General features: G+C 63.0%; 8 protein-coding genes and 1 pseudogene. 3 read left to right on the forward strand and 6 right to left on the reverse strand.

Going from position 1 to position 8,079, the window contains the following annotated elements:
* Positions 1 to 315: 315 nt before the first annotated feature.
* Positions 316 to 561 (forward strand): annotated as a pseudogene (locus CDG56_RS16125) (hypothetical protein); the annotation flags it as partial.
* A 249-nt stretch (positions 562 to 810) separates the two neighbouring features.
* On the opposite strand, the gene CDG56_RS16135 reads toward CDG56_RS16125, so the two are convergent.
* From CDG56_RS16135 to groES, 3 genes are all read right to left on the reverse strand, one after another.
* On the reverse strand, positions 811 to 2,304 hold the full coding sequence (locus tag CDG56_RS16135; RefSeq protein WP_043907034.1) for an IS91 family transposase: 1,494 nt from the start codon (positions 2,302 to 2,304) through the stop codon (positions 811 to 813).
* Positions 2,305 to 2,528: 224 nt separating this feature from the next.
* Positions 2,529 to 4,169, reverse strand: a complete 1,641-nt coding sequence (groL, locus tag CDG56_RS16140; protein ID WP_004201176.1) for a chaperonin GroEL — start codon at positions 4,167 to 4,169, stop codon at positions 2,529 to 2,531.
* Positions 4,170 to 4,224: 55 nt separating this feature from the next.
* Positions 4,225 to 4,515, reverse strand: a complete 291-nt coding sequence (gene groES, locus CDG56_RS16145) for a co-chaperone GroES (protein ID WP_004201172.1) — start codon at positions 4,513 to 4,515, stop codon at positions 4,225 to 4,227.
* A gap of 193 nt (positions 4,516 to 4,708) precedes the next feature.
* Here groES and cutA point away from each other — a divergent pair, with 193 nt between their 5' ends.
* Positions 4,709 to 5,038: a divalent-cation tolerance protein CutA gene (gene cutA, locus CDG56_RS16150; RefSeq protein WP_004201171.1), complete on the forward strand. Its 330-nt coding sequence runs from the start codon at positions 4,709 to 4,711 to the stop codon at positions 5,036 to 5,038.
* A 4-nt stretch (positions 5,039 to 5,042) separates the two neighbouring features.
* Positions 5,043 to 6,074, forward strand: a complete 1,032-nt coding sequence (locus CDG56_RS17505) for a protein-disulfide reductase DsbD domain-containing protein (protein WP_087548418.1) — start codon at positions 5,043 to 5,045, stop codon at positions 6,072 to 6,074.
* A 10-nt stretch (positions 6,075 to 6,084) separates the two neighbouring features.
* Here CDG56_RS17505 and CDG56_RS16160 read toward each other — a convergent pair whose 3' ends face one another.
* From CDG56_RS16160 to CDG56_RS16170, 3 genes are read right to left on the reverse strand one after another with little or no spacing between them, the layout of a single operon-like run.
* Positions 6,085 to 6,723, reverse strand: a complete 639-nt coding sequence (locus CDG56_RS16160; protein ID WP_004201168.1) for a phosphoribosylanthranilate isomerase — start codon at positions 6,721 to 6,723, stop codon at positions 6,085 to 6,087.
* Positions 6,724 to 6,727: 4 nt separating this feature from the next.
* Positions 6,728 to 7,093, reverse strand: coding sequence for a bleomycin binding protein Ble-MBL (gene ble / locus CDG56_RS16165; RefSeq protein ID WP_004201167.1), 366 nt, complete (start codon positions 7,091 to 7,093; stop codon positions 6,728 to 6,730).
* A 3-nt stretch (positions 7,094 to 7,096) separates the two neighbouring features.
* Complete coding sequence (locus tag CDG56_RS16170; protein ID WP_004201164.1) at positions 7,097 to 7,909, reverse strand: subclass B1 metallo-beta-lactamase NDM-1; 813 nt, start codon at positions 7,907 to 7,909, stop codon at positions 7,097 to 7,099.
* Between the last annotated feature and the right edge of the window lie 170 nt (positions 7,910 to 8,079).

An 8,079-nucleotide genomic window follows, 5' to 3' on the forward strand; every position in this document is an offset into this window, starting at 1 on the left:
TATGACAATTTTATATACTCCATAAACCCTTTAAATTAATTAGGTGGTTTATGTCGCACTTCAAGTTTTACTCTGCCCTCCATTGTTTTCAATTTATCGGATTTCTAAAAACATGAGATATATGTTTCAATAAAAGTTTTTAAGAACTTTATACACCAAATACCAATGCTTCACTTATGATAAAGTGGATTAAAATTGCAGAAAATGGGTAAATCCATAAAAAATGTCAACATCTTCAAATATACAATTGTATTTCAATTTCCGTTGTTTATAGTTGGAACATTTTTTTAAATCTCTACACTCAAGGTTAGATTTATGTCTACTGCTCATAAAAAAGCATCCTTATTGCAAAAAGTCAGTAAAGGACTCACAGTTGGTTCAGTCATTACAGGAAGCACGTTTTTACATGGTCCCCCTGTTTTGGCACTCGGTTTTACCAAGCTGTTTAAAAAATCAAAAAAAGTAGACGAAACCAATATTCAATTGGCCAATAGCTGGATTGGTGTAAACAACCACCTGATTGAAAAGGTGCTGCCAAACCTAAAGTGGGATATGGGTATAGGAAGTTCAACCGCCCTTTTTGGCGAGTCTGGCGGGTAGGAAGCGGCCGCGCAAGCGCCGCTTTGGGCACAGATCGGGCACAGATCGGGGGTTCATGCGTGGGTTTTCGACATCGCGGGGCCACGCAGCGGCTCAGTGCGTAGCCATTTCTCACCGAATCCCGGCACAGGGCCGAGCGCAGCCCTGCGGGGTCGTGGCCGCATCGGATCGGACTCTGGCTTGGCTGCCGGCTGTGTGGCCGGCGCCTCATCACGCGGCGGGCGGCGGGGCGCGCGCTGCGGGCCGGTAGTGCGCTTGCTCCAGCGCGCCGTGTTTCTCGAAGTGGGCGAGGATGGCGCGAATGGCCTTGGGGTCTTCGATGCTGGCGACGATCCGCACCGCGCCGCCGCAGTGGGCGCAGGTGGTGATGTCGATGGAAAAGACCCGCTTGAGCCGTTGCGCCCAGCTCATCGCACGGCGCTTCTGCTCGGGGCTGCGCGGCTCGTCGTGGGCGCTGACGTCCACTGGCGCCGCATCGCCCGCAGGCCGCCTGCCGCGCCCCGAGGGCGTCAGCTGCGCGCGCAGGTTTGCATTCGGGGCGAATACGCCGTGGAAGCGGGTGAGATGCGCGCGTGGCGGCGGGACCAGTGCCGCCAGCTTGGCGATGAAGTCCACCGCATCCCATTCGACATGCGTGGTGCCATTGCGCCACGGCGTCTTGAGCTGGTAACGCACCCTGCCCTGTGGCGAGATCGATAGCCGCTGCTCGCTGATCGCCGGGCGCGTGATGTAGCGGCACAGCTTTTCGAGCTTGTGGCTTTCGTGTGCTTCCGCGGCCACGCCGGCATGCAGCGAGAAGCCGCCGACCTTGCCGGCGTCGCCCTCCAGCGGACCGGCGTCGCCAGGCAGCGTTTGCAGCGTGACGACCTTGCGGCCAGCGTCGCGACCGGTGGCGATGCGGTAGGTCATCGAACTCATCCGCAGCCCATCCATGCCGTCGTCGCTACCCGCGCTGTCGGACAGGAACACGGATTCGTCTTCGCCTTCGAGCCAGCCGCGGCGCGACAGGTGCCGGCACACGCGATGCGCGATGGTGTTGGCCAGTTCCGTCAGTTGCGCCGATGTGGGCGCACGGGTGCGGTGCAGGCGCGGCTTGCGCTGCGGACGCTCGGTGGTGTCCTCGTACACGCCGTCGAGCCACAGCATGTGGAAGTGGATGTTGAGATTCAGCGCGCTGCCGAAGCGCTGGATCAGGGTCACCACGCCGCATTGCGCCGTATCCCGCGGCACGCCGGCCTGATCGGCAAGCCAACCGGCGATCACACGATGCACGATGCCCAGCACCGGGCCGATCGCCTCAGGCTTGCTGGCGAACAGGAAGCGCAACGGGTACGGGAAACTCAGCACCCATTGCCGCACCGGCCGCGGGCCGAACACCTCGTCCACCAGATGCCGCGCCGACTCGGCCATGCGCCGTGCGCCGCAGCTCGGGCACAGCCCGCGCTTCTTGCAGGAATACGCCACCAGCCTCTCGGCACGACAGTGCTCGCAGACCACGCGCAGGAAGCCGTGCTCGAGCACGCCGCAGCGCAGGTAGGTCTCGAACTCCTCGCGCACATACTCGGGCAGCGGGCGGTCTTCGGCCTCAAGACGCGCGATGAAGTCCGGGTAGTGCGCCTGCACTAGCGCGTACAGCAGCGTGCGCTCGGGCAGGTGGCGCGCGTAACGCGCAGCGGCGTGGGCGGCCGGCAGTGGCGCGCACACCTCGGCCTGCCGCCGGGGTGCGGTCAGGCGCGGCACGCAGCGCTCCGTTGCAGGGACGGCTGCTCAGGGTTGCGCCCGCGAGCACGCGTTCATATCGGCGTTTTCTGATCTTCGCGTCAGACATTGCCGCGGGGCGGGTAGGAAGTCTCCCGCCTCGGACGCCAGAACGCACAAAGCCCGGCACGAGGCCGGGCTTTGTGGTCTTGCTTGATGGATCGCGGGGCTTAGAAATCCATGCCGCCCATGCCGCCCATGCCGCCGCCGGCCGGCATCGCCGGCTCGTCCTTCTTCGGGGCCTCGGCCACCATCGCTTCGGTGGTGATCATCAGGCCCGCGATCGACGCGGCGTTCTGCAGCGCGGTGCGGGTGACCTTGGTCGGGTCCAGGATGCCGAACTCGATCATGTCGCCGAACTCGCCGTTGGCGGCGTTGTAGCCGAACGCACCCGAACCTTCGACCACGCGGTTGAGGATGACCGACGGCTCATCGCCGGCATTGGTCACGATCTCGCGCAGCGGGGCTTCCATCGCGCGCAGGGCGATCTGGATGCCGTGGTTCTGGTCTTCGTTCACGCCCTTGATGCCGGCGATCGCCGCCTTGGCACGGATCAGGGCGACGCCGCCGCCCGGGACGATGCCTTCCTCGACGGCCGCACGGGTCGCGTGCAGGGCGTCTTCGACGCGCGCCTTCTTTTCCTTCATCTCGACTTCGGTGGCGGCACCGACCTTGATCACCGCAACGCCGCCGGCCAGCTTGGCCACGCGCTCCTGCAGCTTCTCGCGGTCGTAGTCGGAGGAGGTCTCCTCGATCTGCGCCTTGATCTGCTTGATGCGCGCCTCGATGCCCGCGCCTTCGCCGGCGCCATCGATGATGGTGGTGTTTTCCTTCGACACCTGGATCTTCTTGGCGCGGCCGAGGTCCTTGATGGTGGCCTTCTCCAGCGACAGGCCGACTTCCTCGGAAATCACCACGCCGCCGGTCAGGATCGCCATGTCTTCCAGCATCGCCTTGCGACGGTCGCCGAAGCCCGGGGCCTTCACCGCGCAGACCTTGACGATGCCGCGGATGGTGTTGACCACCAGGGTCGCCAGCGCTTCGCCTTCGACTTCCTCCGCCACGATCAGCAGCGGCTTGCCGGCCTTGGCCACGCCCTCGAGGACGGGCAGCAGGTCGCGCACGTTGGAGATCTTCTTGTCGTACAGCAGGATGAAGGGATCATCCAGGTCGGCCGACATCGACTGCTGGTTGTTGACGAAGTACGGGCTCAGGTAGCCGCGGTCGAACTGCATGCCCTCGACCACGTCGAGTTCGTTGTCCAGGCCGCTGCCTTCCTCGACCGTGATCACGCCTTCCTTGCCGACCTTGTCCATCGCCTGCGCGATCAGGTCGCCGATGTTGGCATCCGAGTTCGCGGAGATCGCGCCGACCTGGGCGATTTCCTTGCTGGTCGACGACGGCTTGGACAGCGACTTCAGTTCGCCGACCGCGGCCTTCACCGCCTGGTCGATGCCGCGCTTCAGGTCCATCGGGTTCATGCCGGCGGCGACCGCCTTCATGCCCTCGCGGATGAACGCCTGCGCCAGCACGGTGGCGGTGGTGGTGCCGTCGCCGGCGTTGTCGGAGGTCTTGGAAGCGACTTCCTTCACCATCTGCGCGCCCATGTTCTCGAACGCGTCAGCCAGTTCGATTTCCTTGGCGACGGAGACGCCGTCCTTGGTGATGGTCGGCGCGCCGTAGCTCTTCTGCAGCACGACGTTGCGGCCCTTCGGGCCGAGGGTCGCCTTCACGGCGTTGGCGAGCACGTTGACGCCGCGCACCATCTTGGAGCGCGCGTCTTCGCCGAAACGAATGTCCTTGGCAGCCATTGCGAATTACCTCGAAAAATTATTCGGATGAGAAATGTGTGGGAGCGACGCGCGATCAGCCGAGGATCGCGAACAGGTCGTCTTCCTTCACCACCAGCAGCTCGACGCCGTCCAGCTTCACTTCGGTGCCGCTGTACTTGCCGAACAGCACCTTGTCGCCGACCTTGACCTGCGGCGCGCGGACCTGGCCGTTGTCCAGCACCTTGCCGGTGCCGACGGCGACGACTTCGCCCTTGATCGGCTTCTCGGTGGCCGAATCCGGGATCACGATCCCGCCGGCGGACAGCTTCTCTTCTTCCATGCGCTTGATGACCACGCGGTCGTGCAGCGGCTTGATATTGGACATGGCAACCTCGGTAAATGGTTGATTGACGTGGAAAAACCCGGCGATTTTAGCAGTCGCGCGAAGCGAGTGCCAAACCGCGGACAACAGAACCGGGCGAACCCGGCATGCCACCGAGATGGGGCGGGCCCGCCGACTTTCAAGGGCCGCACGCGGATGTCCGCCAGGCCCGCCGGATCGGGGCAGCCGCTACCCTATGCCGGTGAGCGCCCTGATCTGCTTCTGCACCTGTCCCGACGCCGACAGCGCCGAGCGCATCGCCACCGCGCTGGTGGCCGAGCGCCTGGCCGCCTGCGTCAACCTCCTGCCCGGCCTGCGTTCGGTCTATCGCTGGCAACGCAAGGTCGAGGCCGCGGCCGAGGTCCTGCTGCTGGTCAAGACCAGTGCCGAGGCCTACCCCGCCCTGCAGGAACGCCTGCGCCAACTGCATCCCTACGAACTCCCGGAGCTGCTCGCGGTCGAAGCCGCGTCCGGCCTGCCCGAATACCTGCAATGGCTGGCCGCCGAGAGCCGACCGGTAAACTGAGCCAATGACCGCATCCACGATCCGCCTGCGCCGCTGGCTGGCCGGGCTCGCCCTGCTGCTTGCGCTGCCCGCGACCTCGGCCGTCGCCCAGGACTTCGAACTGCCGCCGGTCGACGAGGTCTTCGTCCTGTCCGCGCAGGCCACCGCGCCGGACCGCATCGAGGTGCGCTGGCGGATCGCCGACGGCTATTACCTGTACCGGCACCGCACCTCGGTCAAGGCCGATGCCGCCTTCACCGGCGCGACCATGGCGCTGCCGAAGGGCAAGGCCTACCGCGACGAATTCTTCGGCGACGTCGAAACCTACCGCAAGGAATTGCTCGGCACCCTCACCGGCACGCCCGCGGCCGGCGCGAGCGCGACCACCCTGACCGTGAAGTACCAGGGCTGCGCCGATGCCGGCGTGTGCTACCCGCCGCAGACCCGCACCCTGAAGGTCGCGTTGCCGGGCGGAGCGGGCGCTGGCGGCTTCGGCTGTAAGGCGCGCGGGCTGCATGATTATGTCGTCAAGAACGGCTCTGCCGATCATCCCAACGCCGAGGTGAAATTCGCACTGGGTGATGTGGTCAACACCATGATCGGCTGCACTAATGGTGAAACGATCATGCTGTGCCACGACACCTCGCTGCCGCGCCCCTATTCTCTCGGCTTTCGGGTGCAAGGCACCGAGGGGCTGTGGATGGACGTCAACAAGTCGATCTATCTGGAGGGCAAGAGCCCACAGCCGCACCGCTGGGAGCCTGCCGAGGGCTGGTTTGCGAAATACGATCACCCGCTATGGAAACGCTACGCCGATCTGGCGGCAGGGGCCGGGCATGGCGGGATGGACTGGTTCGTGATCCACGCTTTTGTCGAGGCGCTGAAGGCCAAGGCCCCGATGCCAATCGACATTTACGACGCGCTGGCCTGGAGCGCGATCACGCCTCTGTCGGAACAATCGATTGCTGAGGGCAATCGCACGTTAGATTTTCCCGACTTCACCCGAGGGCAGTGGCGCACCCGCAAGCCGATCTTTGCGCTGAACGACGCCTATTGATCGACGCGATTTAGGCCAAGCGCACCGCAAAGGCGAAATTGGTAATCTTGTCGGTATCCTTGACGCCCGGCGCGCTTTCGACGCCGCTGGAGGTATCGACCAGCGGCGCTCCGGTGCGCGCAATCGCCTCGGCAACATTCGTCGGATTTAGCCCGCCTGCCAGCCCCCACGGCAAGGCACCGCGATATCCGGCCAGCAGCGACCAGTCGAACGCCAACCCCATGCCGCCGGGCAGCGCGCCTTTGGGGGTCTTGGCGTCGAACAAGATCAAGTCCGCCGCCCCGGCATAGGCTGCGGCGCGTGCGACATCGCTGGCGCTGGCGACGGGCAGCGCCTTCCACACCGGCTTGCCAAACCGCGCGCGCAACTGGGCCACGCGTTCGGGCGATTCCGAACCGTGCAGCTGCAGCGCGTTCAGCTTGGCTGCCACCAGTGCGTCGGCGATGACAGCATCATCCGCATCGACGAACAAACCGACCATGGCGATCTGGCCAGCTGCGCGCGATGTCAAAGCGCCCGCGACATTCGACGTAACCGCACGGGGCGACGCTGGATAGAACACCAACCCGGCATAGTCCGCCCGCGCCGCGATGGTCGCATCGAGCGCCTCGGGTGTGCTGATCCCGCAAATCTTGATTTTCGCGGGCATGCGGTCAGTCGGGGTTCTGGATCAGCCGCACCAGCGTGCAGTCGGGATCGATCAGGTAGCCGATCCTCAGGCCGCTCGCCTCCAGTTGCGGAGCTTTGAAGCGCGGCCAGCCGGTGCTTTTTTCCTCGGCTCCCGCCGCGTTCACCAATGCCACCATGGCATCGAGATCATCCAACCGCAGGCAACAGCCGAACGAGCTCGTAGCTGGGTCGAGGTCAGGATAGGGGAAGAATTCGAGCTGCAAACCGCCGCGCTGCAGGATCATCCAGCCGCGATCCTTCCAACTCGTCGCAAAGCCCAGCTTCGCATAAAACGCCTCTGTCACATCGAAATCGCGCGATGGCAGATTGGGGGTGACGTGGTCAGCCATGGCTCAGCGCAGCTTGTCGGCCATGCGGGCCGTATGAGTGATTGCGGCGCGGCTATCGGGGGCGGAATGGCTCATCACGATCATGCTGGCCTTGGGGAACGCCGCACCAAACGCGCGCGCTGACGCGGCGTAGTGCTCAGTGTCGGCATCACCGAGATTGCCGAGCGACTTGGCCTTGCTGTCCTTGATCAGGCAGCCACCAAAAGCGATGTCGGTGCCGTCGATCCCAACGGTGATATTGTCACTGGTGTGGCCGGGGCCGGGGTAAAATACCTTGAGCGGGCCAAAGTTGGGCGCGGTTGCTGGTTCGACCCAGCCATTGGCGGCGAAAGTCAGGCTGTGTTGCGCCGCAACCATCCCCTCTTGCGGGGCAAGCTGGTTCGACAACGCATTGGCATAAGTCGCAATCCCCGCCGCATGCAGCGCGTCCATACCGCCCATCTTGTCCTGATGCGCGTGAGTCACCACCGCCAGCGCGACCGGCAGGTTGATCTCCTGCTTGATCCAGTTGAGGATCTGGGCGGTCTGGTCATCGGTCCAGGCGGTATCGACCACCAGCACGCGGCCGCCATCCCTGACGATCAAACCGTTGGAAGCGACTGCCCCGAAACCCGGCATGTCGAGATAGGAAGTGTGCTGCCAGACATTCGGTGCGAGCTGGCGGAAAACCAGATCGCCAAACCGTTGGTCGCCAGTTTCCATTTGCTGGCCAATCGTCGGGCGGATTTCACCGGGCATGCACCCGCTCAGCATCAATGCAGCGGCTAATGCGGTGCTCAGCTTCGCGACCGGGTGCATAATATTGGGCAATTCCATCAAGTTTTCCTTTTATTCAGCATTAAAAACCCCGCAAATGCGAGGCCTAGTAAATAGATGATCTTAATTTGGTTCACTGTAGCAAAAATATGGGGCGAATTCAAACATGAGGTGCGACAGTTTCAAAAGCCATATGATAATCAACAAGCTGAGCAAATTTCTCTAATGGT

It is taken from the genome of Acinetobacter sp. WCHA39, assembly GCF_002165385.1.
In the GTDB taxonomy this organism is placed as follows: Bacteria; Pseudomonadota; Gammaproteobacteria; order Pseudomonadales; family Moraxellaceae; genus Acinetobacter.